The organism is Glutamicibacter sp. AOP5-A2-18, from assembly GCF_052446055.1.
GTDB lineage: Bacteria > Actinomycetota > Actinomycetes > Actinomycetales > Micrococcaceae > Glutamicibacter.
On record NZ_JBQSVW010000001.1, the window covers coordinates 1134536 to 1153811 of the forward strand.

Sequence of the window (19276 nt, forward strand, 5' to 3'; positions counted from 1 at the left end):
CTTAGGCTGCCAATTCGGCTACCGCATCCAACGAGAAGGCCCGCTCAAAAGCGACCTGAACTTCATCGGTGTGGGCGACCAACACGATCTTATGGATCGGCGAAATATGTTTGTTGGTGTCGATCCACCGCGAGATTGCCTCAAAGGCAATGTCGGCAACCTGTTGCGGATCCCAGCCGAAGGCCCCGGCCCCGATCGCCGGGAAAGCGATGGAATGCGCGTCGTGGCGTGCGGCCACGTACAACGAGTTCACAAAGCAGTCGTTGAGAATTTTCGGATTTGGTTTGATCAGTGCCAGGTTCGGCGCTGCGGTATGGATGACCCATTTGGCGTGCAGATCACCGGCCTTGGTAGCCACAGCAGTTCCCGAGGGAATCCCATCGGGATAGCGCTGGGCGCGAACTTCGCGACATGCGGCGAGCAGGCCGGGCCCGGCGGCGTCATGAATCGCTCCATCAACACCTCCACCGCCCAACAACGATGGGTTGGCCGCGTTCACAATGGCATCAACGTGCAGGGTGGTGATGTCGCCCCGGTACAACTGGATTTCCATTTCGTACCTCCGAAGGTAGTTCCGATTCGGTTATGGTCATCACCATACGCCCGGGCGACGTGGACTGGAAGAGATTAAATTTCGAGTTTCCTGTGTGTCCTGCCCTAAGCGAGGCTGCATGATTCAACGCAACAGTGAATATTTATGAGCAACATTGCATAAAACTTTGCTAGAGTGGGGTGCAGTGCAATTTTTTACCGGCAGAAAGGAACAGGCCATGGCCTCGTCAACTAATGAAGGATCGCTCTGGGGCGGTCGGTTCTCCGGCGGCCCAGCGGATGCAATGGCAGCGCTGAGCAAGTCCACCCATTTCGACTGGCGCCTAGCCAGCTACGACATTGCCGGTTCCCGCGCCCACGCAAAAGTCCTGAACCGCGCCGGCCTGCTCACCGATGCTGAACTCAAAGACATGATCGCAGCTCTAGATCAGCTTGAGGCCGACGTTTTATCCAAGGCCTACGTAGCCGCTGAGTCCGACGAAGACGTCCACGGTTCCTTGGAACGCGGATTGCTCGAACGCGCAGGCACCCAATTGGGTGGAAAGCTACGCGCCGGACGATCCCGCAACGACCAGATCGCCACCCTCGGCCGGATGTTCTTGCGCGATCACGCCCGCATCATCGCCACGGGCGTCATCGACACGCTTGATGCCATGGTTCAGCAGGTTAAAGCGCATCCTTATGCGCCGATGCCTGGCCGCACCCACCTGCAGCACGCCCAGCCGATCCTGCTCTCGCACCTTTTGCTGGCCTACTCGTGGCCACTGCTGCGCGATGTGCAGCGACTGGTCGATTGGGATAAGCGCGCGGCCGTTTCACCCTATGGCTCGGGCGCACTAGCCGGCCAAACCCTAGGTCTTGACCCGAATTTTGTGGCCGCAGAATTGGGCTTTGACTCGGCCGTACATAACTCCATCGACGGCACCGCGGCCCGCGACGTGTTTGCCGAGTTCTCGTGGATCGCTGCGATGATCGGTGTGGATCTTTCGCGCGTCTCCGAGGAGGTCATCCTCTGGGCCACCAAGGAATTTAGCTTCGTGAAGCTGCACGATTCCTTCTCCACCGGTTCATCGATCATGCCGCAGAAGAAAAATCCAGATATCGCTGAGCTGGCTCGCGGTAAGGCTGGACGTTTGATCGGCGATCTGACCGGCCTGCTGGCAACACTCAAGGCCCTGCCATTGGCTTACAACCGCGACCTGCAGGAAGACAAGGAGCCGGTCTTTGACGCGGCGGATACCTTGGAAATTCTGTTGCCGGCTGTGGCGGGAATGATAGGAACGCTGACCTTCAACACCGAGCGTATGGCCGAACTGGCACCCCAAGGCTTCGCTTTGGCTACTGATATTGCCGAATGGCTGGTTCGTCAGGGTGTGCCGTTCCGGGACGCCCACGAGCTTTCCGGCGCCGCGGTTCAGCTGGCAGAATCCCGTGGTGTGGAACTCTGGGACCTCACCGACGAAGAGTACGCCGGCATCTCCGAGCACCTGACCCCGGCGGTACGCGAGGTACTCTCCACCGAGGGTTCGCTGAACGCCCGCAACGGCCAGGGCGGCACCGCGCCGAGCGCCGTGGCAGCGCAGCTAGTTGAGTTCGAGCGCCAGCTTGAAGAGATCCGCGCGTGGGTTAACCAGTAACCCGTTAGCGCTCAACGACCACGGTCGACGCATCACCACAAATGTGTGGCCGCGTCGACCGTGGTCTTTTTCTGCCCTCAGCGCGCGGGGCTTGCACCGAGGTGAGACGGCTTTTGTTCGACCCGCACCAACGCTAGAGTGTGTACCATGACATATGAACTTCCTCCGGGTGAACTGATCAAGCAGGTAACCTCCGCCTTAGGTGAATTGCAGGCCCAGCTGGCCGGGCTGCCGGACGAAGTTTTCGCCAAGCCAAGCTCGTTGCCCGGATGGAGCACCGCGCAGCTCGTGGCGCACCTGCACTCACTCGCGCAGGCCGCGCATCGACAATTTGTCCACGCCGGACAAGCGCAGCTGCCTCAAATGTACGACGGGGGAACAACCGGCCGGACCGAAGCCATCAACATGGTGGCCTTACTGCGTCCGGAAAAGCTACGCGAACTTGTGGCCACTTCGCTGGATGAATTGCGCGCCGTGCTCCCCGAAGCACGTGAACGCTGGGATGAACCGGTCGGTTACCGTCCCGGGGCCAAGGTCGTCGACATGATGTACGCAATCTGGCGTGAGATGCTCATCCACGCGACCGATCTGGACGCGCAGCTACGCCCGGCGGCCAGCTGGCCACAGGAATTTTCCGAGCACCTGTTGCGTGCCCTCGGTGCGCGTGTTCGGCCAACCGATCGAATCGTGTTGCAACCACTGGGGAAAAAGCCTCTGGTGCTCGGCGACGGACCACATTCGTGGGTGTTGGAAGGAACCGATTTTGACCTGGCCGCATGGTTGGCCGGACGACCGGCGGGCGGTGTGGTGCGGGCTACGGCCGCAGCCGACGGCGCCGAATTCCCGACCTTGCTCCCATGGCCTAGCGATCGGCTATTGCCTCGTTAGATCCGGCACGGCACATGACCTGAGTATGCTGCCGATCCTGATCCCCACCAACATTAAGGCCTCGCGTTTAACTATCTCGACGTGTCTCGGAGTGATGCGCCAGTTTGTCGACGGGCGACTGAGCGGGTGCAGTTCTGGTCCACTGCGCCAAAATCTGCAGTCCATCATGCGAAGCGGAGCCAGGTTCGGCGGAGAAAATTAGCATCTGGTTCCCACGGTCCACCGACAAGTCCACCCCCACATAGGTCAGATCCAGATCGCCGACCAAGGGATGATGAACGCTCTTGGTTCCGGTGCGGTGCTCGCGCACATCATGAGCGCCCCACAATTTGCCAAAAAAGTTACTACGGGTGGACAGCTCGCCAACCAGATCGCTTAATTGCCGGTCATAGGGCGAACGACCAGCTTCGGCACGCAGAAGTGCCACAATCTGGTGCGCGTTTGCTTCCCAATCCCGGTAAAACTCTTGAGCTTTCGGATCGAGAAAAATAAAGCGCGCAGCATTCACCGGTTGCGATTGGTCCTGGAACATGGGTGAAAATAACGCGCGACCAAGATCGTTGGTGGCGATCGCGTCCAGCCGACCATTTTGCACAAAAACCGGGACCGTCGACATCGCGCTAATCGTCTGGAGCACGTCGGCGCTCAGCTGAGTTTTGCGTGGCGCAGCTCGACGCTGCGAACTGGCTCCCACATTCACTGCGCGAACCAGATCGAGCAAATGGGAGTGCTCAGCTGAATTAAGTTGCAGGGCCCGGCTGATGCCGTTGATCACCGATTCGGAGACTCCCTTGGCATTACCTCGCTCTAGGCGCTTGTAATACTCGGCACTCATGCCCGCCAAAAGGGCCACTTCTTCGCGGCGCAAGCCCGGAACGCGTCGGCGTCCACCGTAATCGGGCAGCCCAACTTGTTGCAGGTTCAACTTGGCGCGGCGCGAAATGAGGAACTGGCTGAGGTCATCCTGGTGGTCCATATTTTCGACGATACAGCACCACTCACGCGCTCAAGGTGCCCTGCTGGGGAACCCATAATCAGGGTCTGGCTCAGCGCTTCGGCCGACGATTGAATTGATGCATCGAGCCTTGAACCTCAAGGTATTGCACAACGAAAGGCACCATTATGAGCAACGTTTGGTTTATCACCGGAGCAGCCCGCGGCATGGGCATCGAACTGGCCAAGGCGGCACTGAACGCCGGACACCGCGTGGTGGGCACCGCCCGCGACGCCAAAAAAGTCACCGCTGCACTGGGCGAGCACAAACACCTTTTGCCACTCTCACTAGACATCACCAACGCCGAAGCTGCGGTGGCCGCGGCAGAAGCAGCCGTAGAACATTTTGGAAGCATCGACGTGTTGGTGAATAACGCCGGTAACTTCTACGCCGGATATTTTGAAGAAATCAGCGACCGGCAGATGCGCCTGCAAATGGAAACCAACTTTTTTGGTCCGCTGAACGTCACCCGCGCCATTCTGCCCACCATGCGCGCCCAGCGCAGCGGTCACATTTTCACTATCACCTCGGCCGCCGGGCTGATCGGACAAGAATTCTGTGCCGCCTACGCAGCCTCGAAGTTTGCGCTGGAAGGCTGGATGGAATCCCTGCACTTTGATCTTGCCCCCTACGGTATCGGGACCACCGTTGTTGAGCCAGGTTTCTTCCGCACCGAACTGCTAGTGGAAGGCGCCTCATCGATCTGGCCTGAACTGTCGATTAGCGACTATCAGGAACGAACCAGTTCAACGATCGCCGCGTGGAAGGCCATGAACGGAAAGCAGGGAGGCGATCCTGCCAAGTTGGGTCAAGCCTTGGTGACTTTGGCGGCGCTGCCAACACCTCCGCAGCGATTTGTGGCCGGCGCGGACATCGTCGCCGGCGCAGAGCAGAAGGCACAGCAGCTCCTGGCTCAGGTAGATGCCCATCGTGAACTCTCATCTGCCATGGATCTAGAGGATTAAGACTTCGATCCGCCGGTACATCACGGCGCAGCCAGTAATTTTTAGCACCCCAGAACATCTCAGAACAGGAAGTTGCACTCATGTTAACCGCACAATTGGGGGACCTAGAGGTCTCACAAATTGGCCTTGGTGCCATGACCATGGCCGGCACCTACACCAGTGAGGGCCAGCTGGATCATGCCCAGTCCATCCGCACCATTCACCGTGCCCTAGACCTTGGGGTCACGCACCTAGACACCGCCGAAATTTATGGACCATACTTGAGTGAGAAAATTGTTGGGCAAGCTCTCAAAGGGCGTCGCGACAAGGTAGTTTTGGCCACAAAATTCGGGCTGGTGTCACATGCCGGCGGTGGGCCGGGCACGATCGACAGCTCGCCGGCCAACGTGCGTCGTGCGGTAGAGGGATCGCTACAACGGCTGGGTACCGACTACCTCGATCTCTACTATCAGCACCGGGTAGATCCCAATACACCGATCGAACAGACCGCTTCAGCCGTCGCCGAGCTCATCGCCGAAGGTAAAGTGCGCCACTTTGGGCTCTCGGAAGCGTCGGTGCAGACAATTCGCCGGGCGCATGCAGTGCAGCCGGTCTCGGCGCTGCAAACCGAATACTCGTTGTGGACCCGTGATGTTGAAGCACAACTACTGCCGGTGCTGCGCGAACTTGGTATCGGGCTGGTTCCATATTCTCCGCTCGGCCATGGTTTGCTGACCGGTTCTATTCGCACTGTGGATGATTTTGCCGACGATGATTGGCGCAAAACCAATCCGCGATTCCTCGCGGAGAACTTCCAGAAAAACCTGGCGATCGTTGACGAAGTGCGCAAAATTGGTGCGGAAATTGGTGCGACGCCAGCCCAAACGGCACTGGCCTGGCTACTCTCGCAAGGAAATGACATCGCTCCGATCCCCGGAACCCGACGCATGAGCCGAGTTGAAGAAAATACGGCCGCCGCAGAGGTGCGCCTGAGCGCCGGGCAGCTTGCACGCCTCAACGCGCTAGAACCGGCGGCCGGAGCCCGCCATGACGATAACAACATGTCCTCGATCGACCAGTGAGCCAGCGCGGAGCCCGCGCGCAGGGGCAAGAAAAATGCTCCGGTTGGGAGTACCACGCTCAAGGAACTAAAATCTTATGCGTGACTAATAACGAGAGCATTACAGACCTGCTGGATCGACTGTGCGCGGTAGTGCCCGATTACCCACAGCCAGGTATCTCCTTTAAGGACCTCACCCCAGTATTTGCCGATCCGATCGGACTACGACGCCTCGTTGATGAACTGATCGCGCCGTTCGCTGGCAGCTACGACATTGTGGCTGGGCTGGAAGCACGTGGTTTTGTGCTGGCCGCGGCGGCAGCCTACGCATCGGGCAAGGGCATGTTGACCATTCGTAAGGCGGGCAAGTTACCGCGTGAGGTATTCCGCGACGACTACACCCTGGAATATGGGTCCGCCTCGCTGGAAATCCATAAGGACGAGATCGCACCGGGCACCCGAGTATTAGTGCTGGACGACGTGCTGGCCACCGGCGGCACGGTTGGTTCCTCGGCCCGATTGATCGAACGTGCCGGAGGCGTCGTCGCAGGTGTCGGCGTCATCTTGGAACTTGAGGAACTTGCAGGGCGCAAAAACCTGTCCGGTTACGACGTGCGCAGCCTGCAACTGGTCTGAGCTACCAATGCTCTGGGCTACCAATGCTCTGAGCCACCAAATTCCGGGCGTGATCTTGGCGCCGGGAAACCGCGTTGGTGCACACACTAAGTAGATGACGCCTAGGGTCCGCGAGGATTCGTTCCGAGCCACCTTAGGCGCGTATCATTATCTGTCCTGTGTTTTTGCGCAGGAGCAGATTTTAAGCGCGAGGGGAACTAGGTTGACCGAGACGATCGAACGCGACTTGTTAGCTGAATCCGACTATGTGGGCCGGCTGTATGCGCGACTTGATGAGTTGCGCGCCGAGAAGGTTGAGCAGCTTGAACGCACCCGAGCCCAGGGCGCCATCGGCACATTCCAAAATATGTCCGAACGCGACTCCTTTGCCACGTTGTACGAGGACCGGATCGCCCAATTAGACGCCGTGCAGGATCGCCTGGTCTTTGGCCGTCTTGATATGGCCGGCGACGAACAAACACCGCGCTACATCGGGCGTATCGGTCTGTCCGACGAAGAACTGAACCGGATGATGATCGACTGGCGCGCCACCGAGGCCGCCCCGTTTTATCAGGCCACCGCACTGAACCCGCGCGGGGTACGCCGCCGCCGCCACCTGATGCTCAAGGGCCGTGGTGTCGCAGGGATTGAAGACGACGTACTTGATGAAACCTGGCTGGATGAGGGACACACCCATCACGGCGAGGGTGCGCTGATGGCGGCGCTGCGTGAAAAGCGCACCGGTCGCATGGGAGACATCGTCGGTACCATTCAGGCCGAACAGGACGCGATCATTCGCGCCCAGCTGCCCGGCGCCGTGGTAGTTCAGGGCGGACCGGGTACCGGTAAAACCGCGGTCGCCCTGCACCGTGCCGCGTTTTTGCTCTACGAATACCGCGAACGACTCAAAAATGCTGGTGTGCTGATCGTCGGCCCATCAAATTCCTTCATGCGCTACATCGAGCGTGTGCTGCCCTCCCTTGGTGAGACCGGCGTGGTCATGTCCTCGGTGGGCGACCTGTACTACGGCCTGCATGCGATCCCGGAAACCAACCGCACCGTCGCGCGACTTAAAGGCCAGCTGTCCATGGCCAAGGTCATCGCCGCCGCGGTCCGTAACCGTCAGCGCCTCATTGATCAGAACCGCACCGTGGTGGTTGAAGGCACCCGCCTGACGCTGACCCCGAAGATGGTGCGCAACGCTCGGGAACGCGCGCGCCACACACATAAGCCGTACAACGAGGCGCGCGAAACTTTCACCAAGGTCCTTGTTGGGGATCTCGCGGAGCAGCTGCGTCGCAAACTGGAGGAATCGGCCGGTCAGTCCTCGACCACGGATCGTTCCTACCTGCCGCAGGAAGTGCGCGAAGCCTACGACGTGCGCATTGTGCTCAACCTATGCTGGATGCCGATGACTCCTTCGCAGCTGGTGAGCGAACTTTTTGCCAACCCGCACCTGTTAGAAGCCGCCGCACCGCATTTGAAGGAAGCCGAGCGCGACGCACTGTACCGTCGGGCCGGTTCACCTTTCACCGAGGCTGATGTGCCGCTGCTTGATGAAGCCGCGCAGCTGCTCGGCGAATTTGCGGACCCCAATATCGCTGCCCACACCGCCCAATACGAGGCGGATATTGAGAACGCGAAGGCCGCGTTGACCAATATGCATACGATGTTGGAGAACGCCGGGATCGACGGGGTGATTACCGCCGAACAGGTCGCCGGGGTCAACCAGGAAACCGCAGCGAAGCTTTCGGCTGCCGAACGTGCAGTGGCCGATCGCACCTGGGCCTACGGACATATTGTTGTTGATGAGGCGCAGGAACTTTCGCCCATGCAGTGGCGTTTGTTGGTGCGTCGATGCCCGATGAAGTCCTTCACCATTGTGGGCGACATTGCGCAAACTTCAGCTGCTTCCGGTGCGAGCAGTTGGGCCCAAGCGCTGAAGCCGTTCTTCGCAGATCGCTTTAATCTTGAAGAGTTGAGCGTGAACTACCGTACGCCGGCGCAGATCGCGGACGCGGCAGTTCGAGTGGCCCAAGCAGCTGGCCTACACATCACCACCCCGCAAGCCGTGCGTGAGGGGGACTGGCCACCGGTGCTCACACAAAGCACCGAGGAAAATCTGGAATCCACCGTCCTTGAGGCCTTGGCGCAGGAGTTGACGTATTCGGCTGGTGGCTTGCAGGCCGTGATCGTTCCACAACAGCATTTGGCCCGCATGCGCCAGGCGGTCAGCAATAAATATGGCGATCGTGTGGGAACCGGTTCGGGTGGTTTGAGCCAAGACATTGTGGTGATCACCGCGCGCGAGTCCAAGGGCCTTGAGTTTGATGGTGTGTTGATTCTCGAGCCGGCCCAGCTGGTCGCGGAAGTTGATGGTGGCGTGGGCGATCTCTATGTAGCCATGACCCGTACCACCCAACGCTTGCACGTGGTCCACAGCCAAGAGCTACCGCAGGGATTGCGCGCCTAGGAGCGAGTTGTTGAGTATCGAATTGTTGATTATCGACGGGCAAGGCAACTGGCACTTGTGTGTTGCCAAGCGATAATCTGGAAGTTGTGCGCTGGTGGGCAACCCCAACCGCGGCGCGAGAGCAAGTGCGCGTGAATTATCCACGCGTACTAGGGGCAGAACGAAGAGCGAAAATTGGTCACAGAGAGCATGTCTGAAACTAAGCAGAATCCGGTGATTGCCGGACAGAAGAATGATGCATCTTTCCAGAACGTCTGGCAGGAACTGAAGTGGCGCGGCCTAGTGCACGTATCCACCGACGAAACCGAGCTGGAGCGTGCCCTGTCCGAACAGACCGTGACCTACTATTGCGGGTTTGACCCCACCGCTCCGTCCCTGCACTTGGGCAACCTGGTTCAGCTACTGAACATGCGCCGTTTGCAGCTCGCGGGGCACAAGCCGCTGGCTTTGGTGGGCGGTTCCACCGGTTTGATCGGCGATCCGCGTCAAACCGCAGAGCGCACCCTCAACACCAAAGAGACCGTGAACGAATGGGTCGCCAAGCTCCAAGCCCAGGTATCGCGTTTCCTTTCCAACGAGGGGGATAACGCGGTCCAGCTGGTGAACAACTTGGATTGGACCTCCGGACTCTCGGCCCTGGACTTCCTACGCGATGTTGGCAAGTACTTCCGTGTGGGCACGATGATCAAAAAGGAGATCGTGGCCGCACGCCTGAACTCCGATGAGGGCATCAGCTACACCGAATTCTCCTATCAGGTCCTGCAGGGCTACGACTACCTGGAGCTAAACCGTCAGTACGGTTGCACCTTGCAGACCGGCGGCTCAGATCAGTGGGGCAACCTCACCAGCGGCACCGAGCTCATCCGCAAGGTCACTGGCAACTCCGCGTTCGCCTACGGCACTCCGCTGATCACCAACTCGGATGGCACCAAGTTCGGTAAGTCCGAGGGCAATGCCATCTGGCTGGATGCTCAAATGTGCAGCCCGTACACCTTCTACCAGTTCTGGTTGAATACTGCAGACGCCGATGTGGCTAATCGCCTCAAGGTCTTCACCTTCTTAACTCGCGAGCAGATCGAAGCCCTAGAGGTTGAAATCGCCGAGCGTCCGTTCAAGCGGGTTGCCCAGCGCACCCTTGCTTGGGAAGTCACTTCCTTGGTGCACGGCGAACAGGCTACCGAGCAAGTTATTGCTGCTTCGGCTGCGGTCTTTGGCAATGGCGATCTGAGCGCGATCGATTTGCCAACGCTTGAATCCGTCATCGCAGAACTCCCAACTGCCCAGGTGCGTGCCGAGGATCTTGGCATCCTCAACGTGCTGGTTGCTTCGGGACTGAGTAAGTCTCAGTCGGAGGCTCGACGCACTGTCAGCGAAGGCGGCGCCTACGTGAATAACGAAAAGGTTGAAGGTATCGACTCCGTACTTAGCGAGTCGGACTTCCTCCACGGTCGTTACGCAATTGTGCGCCGCGGTAAGAAGAACATGGCTGTTGTTGAACTGAGCAAGTAACCCTCAGCCGGACCCGTATTACACGAAACCACCAGAAAATGTTGTGAAGCAGCACACTTTTTTGGTGGTTTTGTTGTACATGGATACTAAAAGCACTAGTCGGAGTGGGAATAGGCCACTAAATACGACACGGAAGCCGATTTTGCGCCGGGTGGGAATCCGTGTAGAGTCTTATCTCGCGCCGCTGATCCGGACGGGCCGAAAAGGCCTGAATGAAACAGTGGGGTAAACAAGCTGGAAACATCGAGTTGACTTTGGTTGACGCGGTGGTAAGCTTGAAAAGTTGCTCCGGAGCGAAGCAGTCACTGAGAAATGGTGGTTGTGGTGTCGAGAGTGTTTGTTGTTTGAGAACTCAATAGTGTGCCAAGTTTGTTGATACCGAATATTTATTTTATTTGGTGAATACATAACATTTGCTTGAGGCATTGCACCCCCGTGTGATGTTCTTGAGTGTTTTTTATTCGCCAGGACTTCATTGGTTTCGCCCTTATTTTCCGAGGGGTTGCTGATGGCTTTTTATTTTTTTATGGAGAGTTTGATCCTGGCTCAGGATGAACGCTGGCGGCGTGCTTAACACATGCAAGTCGAACGATGACCCCGTGCTTGCACGGGTGATTAGTGGCGAACGGGTGAGTAACACGTGAGTAACCTGCCCCCGACTTTGGGATAAGCCCGGGAAACTGGGTCTAATACCGGATATGACTTCTTACCGCATGGTGGGTTGTTGAAAGATTTATCGGTGGGGGATGGACTCGCGGCCTATCAGCTTGTTGGTGAGGTAATGGCTCACCAAGGCGACGACGGGTAGCCGGCCTGAGAGGGTGACCGGCCACACTGGGACTGAGACACGGCCCAGACTCCTACGGGAGGCAGCAGTGGGGAATATTGCACAATGGGCGAAAGCCTGATGCAGCGACGCCGCGTGAGGGATGACGGCCTTCGGGTTGTAAACCTCTTTCAGTAGGGAAGAAGCGAAAGTGACGGTACCTGCAGAAGAAGCGCCGGCTAACTACGTGCCAGCAGCCGCGGTAATACGTAGGGCGCAAGCGTTATCCGGATTTATTGGGCGTAAAGAGCTCGTAGGCGGTTTGTCGCGTCTGCCGTGAAAGTCCGAGGCTCAACCTCGGATCTGCGGTGGGTACGGGCAGACTAGAGTGATGTAGGGGAGACTGGAATTCCTGGTGTAGCGGTGAAATGCGCAGATATCAGGAGGAACACCGATGGCGAAGGCAGGTCTCTGGGCATTTACTGACGCTGAGGAGCGAAAGCATGGGGAGCGAACAGGATTAGATACCCTGGTAGTCCATGCCGTAAACGTTGGGCACTAGGTGTGGGGGACATTCCACGTTTTCCGCGCCGTAGCTAACGCATTAAGTGCCCCGCCTGGGGAGTACGGCCGCAAGGCTAAAACTCAAAGGAATTGACGGGGGCCCGCACAAGCGGCGGAGCATGCGGATTAATTCGATGCAACGCGAAGAACCTTACCAAGGCTTGACATGTGCCAGACCGCCTCAGAGATGGGGTTTCCCTTCGGGGCTGGTTCACAGGTGGTGCATGGTTGTCGTCAGCTCGTGTCGTGAGATGTTGGGTTAAGTCCCGCAACGAGCGCAACCCTCGTTCCATGTTGCCAGCACGTAGTGGTGGGGACTCATGGGAGACTGCCGGGGTCAACTCGGAGGAAGGTGGGGATGACGTCAAATCATCATGCCCCTTATGTCTTGGGCTTCACGCATGCTACAATGGCCGGTACAATGGGTTGCGATACTGTGAGGTGGAGCTAATCCCTAAAAGCCGGTCTCAGTTCGGATTGGGGTCTGCAACTCGACCCCATGAAGTCGGAGTCGCTAGTAATCGCAGATCAGCAACGCTGCGGTGAATACGTTCCCGGGCCTTGTACACACCGCCCGTCAAGTCACGAAAGTTGGTAACACCCGAAGCCGATGGCCTAACCACCTTGTGTGGGGGGAGTCGTCGAAGGTGGGACTGGCGATTGGGACTAAGTCGTAACAAGGTAGCCGTACCGGAAGGTGCGGCTGGATCACCTCCTTTCTAAGGAGCTAACCATTATTATGGTTGCCCATGTCTGTGCACGAGTGTTGTACGGGTGGGTTGCTCATGGGTGGAATATCAATGAACTCAATACTGGAAAACGTGCGCACGCTGGTCCTCATTATGAGTGGTTGGGGTGTGTGTCGGGGTATTGGCTGTGGCTGTATGGTGTTGGTGCTTGCGAGTACGCATTGTTACTTCACATGAGTGAATCCGTCCTTTTGGGTGGGTTTGTTGGTGTGTGGTGGTGGTGTTGGAATGTGGGTGTTGATGGTGTGTGGTTTGTATGGTTTGGCATGCTGTTGGGTTTTGAGGCAACAAGCCTCCGTCCCTGGTGGATGATTTGATCAAGTGTTGTGGTGCTGGCCTTTTGGGGTTGGTGTTGTGATGGTTGGTTGATTGTCTTCTTGGGTGGCGGGGTTCTTGGTGTTTCGGTGTTTGTCCTGTGTTTGCTGCAGGCATGCTCGGTACGAGCAATAGTCCTTTTGGGTTGTTGTTGGTGGGTGTGTTTGTGGGGGTGTGGGGTTGTTGTTTGGGAACTGTATAGTGAACGCGAGCATCTTGCAGATGAGATGAGTCTTATGACCCTTTTTCCTTGGGTTGTAGGGTGTTTGAGTCTTGTCTGTGTGATTTTGTTAGATTGTTTTATTGCTCAATTCTGAGAACTTTGTTTTGTGTTGAAGTTTTTAAGGGCGCACGGTGGATGCCTTGGCATCAAGAGCCGATGAAGGACGTGGGAATCTGCGATAAGCCTGGTGGAGTCGATAACCGGACGTTGAGACCAGGATTTCCGAATGGGGGAACCCCGCACCATGTTATGTGGTGTGACCTGCAGCTGAATGTATAGGCTGTGTGGAGGGAACGCGGGGAAGTGAAACATCTCAGTACCCGCAGGAAGAGAAAACAATAGTGATTCCGTTAGTAGTGGCGAGCGAACGCGGATGGGGCTAAACCGGTTGGTGTGTGATAGCGGATAGGCGTTGCATCATCGGGGTTGTGGGGTTGACATGTACCAGCGCTATCTTGCTGGTGGGATGAGGTGCAGGCGTATAGGTGAATCGGTTGGAATGCCGGACCATAGAGGGTGATAGTCCCGTAGGTGTAATGCGTGTCTGCCGTTCTAGTGTTGATACCCGAGTAGCACGGGGCCCGTGAAACCTTGTGTGAATCTGCCAGGACCACCTGGTAAGCCTGAATACTACTTGATGACCGATAGTGAATCAGTACCGTGAGGGAATGGTGAAAAGTACCCCGGGAGGGGAGTGAAATAGTACCTGAAACCGTGCGCTTACAATCCGTTAGAGCCTGGGACTTGTTCCTGGGTGATGGCGTGCCTTTTGAAGAATGAGCCTGCGAGTTAGTGTTACGTCGCGAGGTTAACCCGTGTGGGGAAGCCGTAGCGAAAGCGAGTCTGAATAGGGCGTTTGAGTGGCGTGATCTAGACCCGAAGCGAAGTGATCTACCCATGGCCAGGTTGAAGCGCGTGTAAGAGCGTGTGGAGGACCGAACCCACTTCAGTTGAAAATGGAGGGGATGAGCTGTGGGTAGGGGTGAAAGGCCAATCAAACTTCGTGATAGCTGGTTCTCCCCGAAATGCATTTAGGTGCAGCGTTACGTGTTTCTTACCGGAGGTAGAGCTACTGGATAGCTAATGGGCCCTACAAGGTTACTGACGTTAGCCAAACTCCGAATGCCGGTAAGTGAGAGCGTAGCAGTGAGACTGTGGGGGATAAGCTTCATAGTCGAGAGGGAAACAGCCCAGAACGCCAACTAAGGCCCCTAAGCGTGTGCTAAGTGGGAAAGGATGTGGAGTTGCTTTGACAACCAGGAGGTTGGCTTAGAAGCAGCCACCCTTGAAAGAGTGCGTAATAGCTCACTGGTCAAGTGATTCCGCGCCGATAATGTAGCGGGGCTCAAGCACACCGCCGAAGTTGCGTCATTCAAATATTTGCTTGGTCTTCGGATTGGGCGTTTGGATGGGTAGGGGAGCGTCGTATAGCGGGTGAAGTCGCGGTGTAAACCAGCGGTGGACGCTATACGAGTGAGAATGCAGGCATGAGTAGCGAATGACGGGTGAGAAACCCGTCCGCCGAATGATCAAGGGTTCCAGGGTTAAGCTAATCTGCCCTGGGTTAGTCGGGGCCTAAGGCGAGGCCGACAGGCGTAGTCGATGGATAACGGGTTGATATTCCCGTACCGGCGAAGGACCGCCCATACTGAGCTGTTGATGCTAACCATGATGGATTCCAACTGTTGATGCCTTCGGGTGTTTTTGTTGGTTGATGTGGTGGGAACCGATGCAGTGAGGTCAGCGTATTAACAGGTGTGACGCAGGAAGGTAGCCGAGCCAGGCAATGGAATTGACCTGGTCCAAGGGTGTAGGACGAGTCGTAGGTAAATCCGCGGTTCATGATGTCTGAGACCTGATAGGCGCCCACTTTGGTGGGTGATTCGGTGATCCTATGCTGCCTAGAAAAGCATCGGCGCGAGGTCCTAGCCGCCCGTACCCCAAACCGACACAGGTGATCAGGTAGAGAATACTAAGGCGATCGAGAGAATCATGGTTAAGGAACTCGGCAAAATGCCCCCGTAACTTCGGAAGAAGGGGGGCCTGCCCCGTGATCAGCTCTTGCAGTTGTGAGCGGGTGTGGGCCGCAGAGACCAGGGGGAAGCGACTGTTTACTAAAAACACAGGTCCGTGCGAAGTCGCAAGACGATGTATACGGACTGACTCCTGCCCGGTGCTGGAAGGTTAAGAGGACCGGTTAGCAACTTGTTGCGAAGCTGAGAATTTAAGCCCCAGTAAACGGCGGTGGTAACTATAACCATCCTAAGGTAGCGAAATTCCTTGTCGGGTAAGTTCCGACCTGCACGAATGGAGTAACGACTTCCCCGCTGTCTCAACCATGAACTCGGCGAAATTGCAGTACGAGTAAAGATGCTCGTTACGCGCAGCAGGACGGAAAGACCCCGAGACCTTTACTATAGTTTGGTATTGGTGTTCGGTGCAGCTTGTGTAGGATAGGTGGGAGACTGTGAAGCTTGGACGCTAGTTCAGGTGGAGTCATCGTTGAAATACCACTCTGGCTGTACCGGTCACCTAACTTCGGACCATGATCTGGTTCAGGGACAGTGCCTGATGGGTAGTTTAACTGGGGCGGTTGCCTCCTAAAATGTAACGGAGGCGCCCAAAGGTTCCCTCAGCCTGGTTGGCAATCAGGTGTCGAGTGTAAGTGCACAAGGGAGCTTGACTGTGAGAGTGACAGCTCGAGCAGGGACGAAAGTCGGGACTAGTGATCCGGCGGCACCTCGTGGAAGGGCCGTCGCTCAACGGATAAAAGGTACCTCGGGGATAACAGGCTGATCTTGCCCAAGAGTCCATATCGACGGCATGGTTTGGCACCTCGATGTCGGCTCGTCGCATCCTGGGGCTGGAGTAGGTCCCAAGGGTTGGGCTGTTCGCCCATTAAAGCGGTACGCGAGCTGGGTTTAGAACGTCGTGAGACAGTTCGGTCCCTATCCGCTGCGCGCGTTGGAAATTTGAGAAGGGCTGTCCTTAGTACGAGAGGACCGGGACGGACTAACCTCTGGTGTGTCAGTTGTACTGCCAAGTGCATCGCTGATTAGCTACGTTGGGAAGGGATAACCGCTGAAAGCATCTAAGCGGGAAGCCTGCTTCGAGATGAGATTTCCATGCACCTTGAGTGTGTGAGGCCCCCAGCTAGACCACTGGGTTGATAGGCAGGATGTGGAAGCAAGGACTAAAGACTTGTGTAGCTGACCTGTACTAATAGGCCGATGACTTTCAACACACAATATATACAATAATGACTAATAAGATCATTGCTGTTCGCGTTCACTATGCGGTTACGAGACAACAACTCGACAACCGAAACTAAACATGAGACTTGACAAGTAGTTTTTGTCGCATCGTTTCATACAACACCAGAAAATTGGTTTGTGTGCTTCGTGATTGTTACGGCGGTCATAGCGTGGGGGAAACGCCCGGTCCCGTACCGAACCCGGAAGCTAAGGCCCACTGCGCCGATGGTACTGCACTCGTGAGGGTGTGGGAGAGTAGGTCACCGCCGGACTTAACTTAATAAAGATGAATGTTGGTTTGAGGCCCTAACCTTTTGGTTGGGGCCTCACCTGTTTAACCACCAACGGTGGGTTGGTTGCTGATTGCTGGTTGGTAGGGGGTTGAGCTGAAGCTCGACCCCCTTTTTCCTGTTTAAAGAACTGGTGGCAGGTGCCGGCTTATGGGCCTACAACCGTGGGACATCGGTGTTTGCTGGATTTCACCAAGTGCCTGGAACGATCTCCTGTACTTTCCTGTAGCGTTCAAGCTGCGTTCTCCGGAGGTGATTATCCGACTTTTGGTGTTGAACCGGCCGGAACGAAGAACTTTCGTACTCGGTATGTTGCTTTCCACTGAGTGTCTTACCACAATGGCACTCTTTCTCTATTGTGTGAGTCCATACTCCCGTAGACTGGAATTTAGTTGTTCGTGCCTATAGAGCACGCTGATTAATTAATAGTGAAGTGCATCGTGTGAGCGATCACGAAGGTTGCGGTATCGAGATTGCCGCTGAAGGGGACATTAAATGTCTAACGAATTCCGCCGTAATTCCGACACCGGACGAGGCGACTTCCGGAACTCAGATTCAAACCGCAACAATTCAGGTAACGACGGATTCAAACGTCGTGATGATCGTGGTGGTTTCAAGCGCAACGATGATAACCGTGGCGAACGCCGCGATGATAACCGCGGTGGCTTGAAGGGCAACGACGATCGCGGTGGCTTCCGTGGCGAACGCCGCGATGATAACCGCGGTGGCTTCAAGGGCAACGACGATCGCGGTGGCTTCCGTGGCGAACGCCGCGATGATAACCGCGGTGGCTTCAAGGGCAACGACGATCGCGGTGGCTTCCGTGGCGAACGCCGCGATGATAACCGCGGTGGTTTCAAGCGTGATGACAACCGTGGTGGCTTCAAGGGCAACGACGATCGCGGTGGCTTCCGTGGCGAACGCCGCGATGATAACCGCGGTGGTTTCAAGCGTGATGACAACCGTGGTGGCTTCAAGGGCAATGACGATCGTGGCGGATTCAAGCGCAACGAAGACCGTGGTGGATTCCGTGGCGAGCGTCGCGATGACAACCGCGGTGGCTTCAAGCGTAATGATGACCGTGGCGAGCGTCGCGATGACAACCGCGGTGGCTTCAAGCGTAATGATGACCGTGGCGGTTTCAAGCGTGATGATAACCGCGGTGGTTTCAAGCGTAATGATGACCGTGGCGGTTTCAAGGGCAATGACGATCGCGGTGGCTTCAAGCGCGACGATGACCGTGGTGGATACCGTGGTGAACGCCGCGACGAGAACCGCGGTGGCTTCAAGCGCGACGAGAACCGTGGTGGATTCCGTGGCGAACGCCGTGATGATGATCGTGGCTTCAAGCGCAACGATGACCGTGGCAACTTCCGCAAGGATGATCGTTCGAATGGGGATCGCCCAGCGCGCACTCCACGTTTCGAAGATCCACGCGGCGAGGCCGTTCGCGCTCACAACCCAGGCGATCTTCGTATCTCCAACCGTGCAGACCGCTCCCAGTCACCAGATATCGATGAGGACGTTACCGGTAAAGAGCTGGACCGCGTCGCTCGCGCCCAGCTGCGTTACCTCGAAGAGCGTTCTGCAAGCTGGGTAGCTAAGCACCTAGTTATGGCTGGCCGTTTGCTCGAAGAAGATCCAGAATTGGCTTACGAGCACACCTTGGCAGCTTCCCGTCGTGGTGGCCGCGTGGCAGTAGTGCGTGAAGCAGTGGGAATTGCTGCTTACCACGCCGGCAAATACGCCGATGCTTTGCGCGAACTGCGCACCCACCGTCGTATCTCCGGTTCGGATTACAACCTGCCGCTGATCGCCGACTCGCTGCGCGCCCTGGGTCGTCCAGAAAAGGCTATTGAGTTGGCTCACTCTGAAGAATCTGCGAACCTCGAAGCCGCTGTAAAGGTTGAGATGCAGATTGTTTCGGCTGGCGCTCACGGTGACTTGGGCAAGCTAGATGAAGCATTGGCTGAGCTGGAATCCTTGGAACAGCTGAACTTCAACCGCGCGTTCTCCTTCAGCCCACGTCTGTTCACCGCATACGCCGATCTGCTTTCGGCTGCCGGTCGTACCGAAGACGCACAGCGTTGGAACGAGCAGGTCGTTGTGGCCGAGAACGCTCTGGGCATTGAGCACGAAACCGAATCGTTCATCATGGACCTTGCTCCAGAAATGGATGAGGAAGAGGACGAAACTCCTCGTGCCAAGGACCTGATCGAATCCGGTGACGAAGACCAGGATGCTGACGAAGCTGAAGAAGCAGACGCTGACGAAGCCGAAGAAGCTGACGAAGTTGAAGCTGCTGAAACCGGCATCGACGAAGAAGACGGCTTGACCGAGGTTAGCGAGTCCGACACGGAAATCGAAACCACTGAGGTTGAAGACGACTCCGCCAAGTAAGCTGTGGCAGTAGTAGTCATAAACAACAAGTAGTAGGAACCCC

The 19276-nt window shown here is 56.8% G+C and carries 10 protein-coding genes and 3 rRNA genes; 11 read left to right on the top strand and 2 right to left on the bottom strand.

Going from position 1 to position 19276, the window contains the following annotated elements:
* Position 1: 1 nt before the first annotated feature.
* Positions 2-553, bottom strand: a complete 552-nt coding sequence (locus ACT3RW_RS05470; protein ID WP_444613086.1) for a macro domain-containing protein — start codon at positions 551-553, stop codon at positions 2-4.
* 217 nt (positions 554-770) lie between these two features.
* On the opposite strand from ACT3RW_RS05470, the gene argH reads away from it, so the two are divergent.
* Both argH and ACT3RW_RS05480 read left to right on the top strand, forming a co-directional pair.
* On the top strand, positions 771-2189 hold the full coding sequence (gene argH / locus ACT3RW_RS05475; protein ID WP_444613087.1) for an argininosuccinate lyase: 1419 nt from the start codon (positions 771-773) through the stop codon (positions 2187-2189).
* Positions 2190-2336: 147 nt separating this feature from the next.
* Positions 2337-3077: a maleylpyruvate isomerase family mycothiol-dependent enzyme gene (locus ACT3RW_RS05480; protein WP_444613088.1), complete on the top strand. Its 741-nt coding sequence runs from the start codon at positions 2337-2339 to the stop codon at positions 3075-3077.
* 67 nt (positions 3078-3144) lie between these two features.
* Here ACT3RW_RS05480 and ACT3RW_RS05485 read toward each other — a convergent pair whose 3' ends face one another.
* Positions 3145-4053: a helix-turn-helix domain-containing protein gene (locus ACT3RW_RS05485; RefSeq protein WP_444613089.1), complete on the bottom strand. Its 909-nt coding sequence runs from the start codon at positions 4051-4053 to the stop codon at positions 3145-3147.
* Positions 4054-4199: 146 nt separating this feature from the next.
* Here ACT3RW_RS05485 and ACT3RW_RS05490 point away from each other — a divergent pair, with 146 nt between their 5' ends.
* The 9 genes from ACT3RW_RS05490 to ACT3RW_RS05530 all read left to right on the top strand — a co-directional run bounded on the left by ACT3RW_RS05490 (position 4200) and on the right by ACT3RW_RS05530 (position 19233).
* Positions 4200-5036, top strand: coding sequence for an SDR family NAD(P)-dependent oxidoreductase (locus ACT3RW_RS05490; RefSeq protein ID WP_444613090.1), 837 nt, complete (start codon positions 4200-4202; stop codon positions 5034-5036).
* A gap of 80 nt (positions 5037-5116) precedes the next feature.
* Entirely contained in the window at positions 5117-6097 is a 981-nt protein-coding gene (locus ACT3RW_RS05495; protein WP_444613091.1) for an aldo/keto reductase, read from the top strand.
* A gap of 80 nt (positions 6098-6177) precedes the next feature.
* Complete coding sequence (locus tag ACT3RW_RS05500) at positions 6178-6711, top strand: adenine phosphoribosyltransferase (RefSeq protein ID WP_396267936.1); 534 nt, start codon at positions 6178-6180, stop codon at positions 6709-6711.
* Positions 6712-6913: 202 nt separating this feature from the next.
* Positions 6914-9163, top strand: coding sequence for a HelD family protein (locus ACT3RW_RS05505; protein WP_131089880.1), 2250 nt, complete (start codon positions 6914-6916; stop codon positions 9161-9163).
* 189 nt (positions 9164-9352) lie between these two features.
* Complete coding sequence (gene tyrS, locus ACT3RW_RS05510) at positions 9353-10672, top strand: tyrosine--tRNA ligase (RefSeq protein ID WP_131089879.1); 1320 nt, start codon at positions 9353-9355, stop codon at positions 10670-10672.
* Between the two features lie 523 nt (positions 10673-11195).
* Positions 11196-12721, top strand: a 16S ribosomal RNA gene (locus tag ACT3RW_RS05515).
* 676 nt (positions 12722-13397) lie between these two features.
* Positions 13398-16533: ribosomal RNA gene (locus tag ACT3RW_RS05520) — 23S ribosomal RNA — on the top strand.
* A gap of 165 nt (positions 16534-16698) precedes the next feature.
* Positions 16699-16815 (top strand): 5S ribosomal RNA (rrf, locus tag ACT3RW_RS05525).
* The 16S, 23S and 5S rRNA genes sit together here, the layout of an rRNA operon.
* Positions 16816-17328: 513 nt before the next feature.
* Positions 17329-19233 carry a hypothetical protein gene (locus ACT3RW_RS05530; protein WP_444613092.1) on the top strand — a complete coding sequence of 635 codons (1905 nt, stop codon included), beginning with the start codon at positions 17329-17331 and terminating at the stop codon, positions 19231-19233.
* Positions 19234-19276 lie beyond the last annotated feature (43 nt).